General features: G+C 47.4%; 2 protein-coding genes. One reads left to right on the top strand and one right to left on the bottom strand.

Features of this window, described 5'->3' with window-relative positions:
- Positions 1–1,631, top strand: a 1,631-nt coding sequence (locus CTN07_RS22300) for a conjugal transfer protein TraG N-terminal domain-containing protein (protein ID WP_211315316.1), incomplete at its 5' end; no start/stop codon positions are given.
- A 16-nt stretch (positions 1,632–1,647) separates the two neighbouring features.
- On the opposite strand, the gene CTN07_RS22930 is transcribed toward CTN07_RS22300, so the two are convergent.
- Positions 1,648–2,036: hypothetical protein (locus CTN07_RS22930; protein WP_170107355.1), on the bottom strand; the 389-nt coding region annotated here is incomplete at its 5' end.

A 2,036-nucleotide genomic window follows, 5' to 3' on the forward strand; every position in this document is an offset into this window, starting at 1 on the left:
GCTACCTTGGGGGCTTTTTCTATCTGGCACTGTGGCCGTTTTTCTTCACGGTCATCAACCTCATCATGACCTACTCACTGCAATATGCAGGAGCCGAATCCACCAATTTACTGCACGGTATGTCTTTAGCAGGCAGCTCACCACTGCAAGCCATGCACTATAAGTATGCAGCAATTGCGGGATGGCTCATGATGATGGTCCCAATTATCTCCAAATACGCCTTAACAGGCGGATTGGTGATGGCAGGCAGTCTAGGGCAGCAGTTCTTAGGGGCGATGGGCTCTAATGCCGCCCGCTCATCTCAAGCGGCTGCCAGTGGTGATATGACCTATGGTGTGGTGCAAACCGATACTTGGCACAGCAATTCTATGAGTGGCAACAAGGTCGATACCGCTTACAGTAATCAATCCTATGGGGCGCAAGTTCAGCGAGCCGATGGCTCAAGCGTGAACTACCTACCAGGAGGAAATGCGGTGTACAGCAGTCGAGGGGCAATTTCGACCACAGGCTTTGATATTAACAGCAGTGAAGTGCAAAGCCGTGCGCTGCAAAACAGCTACACCGAGGCGCAACGTGCCACCTCTCAAGCTCGTACTGCTTACAGTCAGTCATCAGGAAGTGTCACCGACCAACTGATGAGTTTAAGCAGCAGTGCCAGCCGCAATACCAGTTATGGTGAAGGTACGCAATACAGCTCAAATTCTTCAACCCAAAATTCGTTAAGTAAACTCGATGGCGTGGTAGCTGAGGAAGCCAAAGCGAAAGGGGTATCAAAAGAAGAAGCCTACAAACAGATGGTGGATAACTACTTAGATTACAACGCTAGCGGTAGTGCGTCATTAGGGGCGGGGGTTGGTGAATTTGGCAACATCAAAGGTGGTGCAAATATAAGCAAAGGTCGTAGATACTCCGACACTGAAAGCTCCACAGATAGCCAACGTCAAGATCGCACCTCCCGCACCTCAAACAGTCGTCAAAATCAGTTTAATGACCTCATGAGTTCCATTGAGCAGTATGGCACATCGGGAAGAACCGAGGACTTGCACGGCTTTAATCAGCAAGCAATGTCCACTCTGAGTGAAGCCATTAAAGAATCTAAAGACTTAGCTAAAACGGTAGACAGCAGTATTGCCAAGGAGCAAGCCTACAGCGCCGCGCTTCAAGATTCGCAGACAGGCAGCTTGAGCGTTAACACCAACTTAATGCCTGAGTTCCAAGCGTATGTAGCAAGGCGTCGCCCTGAGAATGTGGAGGCTATCATGAATGGGAATACCCCTGCCATTAATGAAGAGCGAGACCTCTTTTTCCAAGCCTTTATGAGTGAACGATTCTCGAACTACAATCCAGAGCTCAAACAAGCCTGGGATGACAGTTCAATGAACCGCCCAGCACAAAGCGTACAGGGCCGTGATATTCAAAGTAATTATGAGCGCAATAGCGGTTCAATAGAAAACCAATATCAGACTGAACAAGGCCATCGTCAGAAACAATTTGATGAGGAAAGCGAGCAGTCGCAACGGGCGCTCTATGATAACGATGCATATCTCCACAACAAACAGGAGCAGGAAAACGCTCGCCAATTAACAGAGCAAGAATTAAAGGAGATTAAAGAATACCGCGGAATGAAATAGAAAAAAAGCGACGCACCTAGCGTCGCTTTTTGATGAAGAATTTGATTTTCTCGCGATTTTTAGGCGCGAATATAGCCAAAGATAATATGCCCGCACCAAGCGATATGGAAACTATGATATTAACCCAATCCCAAGGGATGAGATAACCACCAAATCCTATAGAAATCATACCAAACCCTAAACAACCGATGAATATCGCAGCCTGTTTGATATAAAGCTGCTCAGCTTCATCGACCTGCTGGTTCCATTCGTCTTTTGACGCACCATTATTAAATATCTCACCGATATTAAATGGGGATTCAGGAGCCTCAGCAGGCATTGCCGAACTCAACAACTGGTTGATCTCGTCGTCACTAAATCCCTTTGCGCGAAGCGCATCTATCTTCGCCGTTAATGTGCCAAGTT

The sequence above is a fragment of the Photobacterium damselae genome (assembly GCF_003026815.1).
GTDB lineage: Bacteria > Pseudomonadota > Gammaproteobacteria > Enterobacterales > Vibrionaceae > Photobacterium > Photobacterium damselae.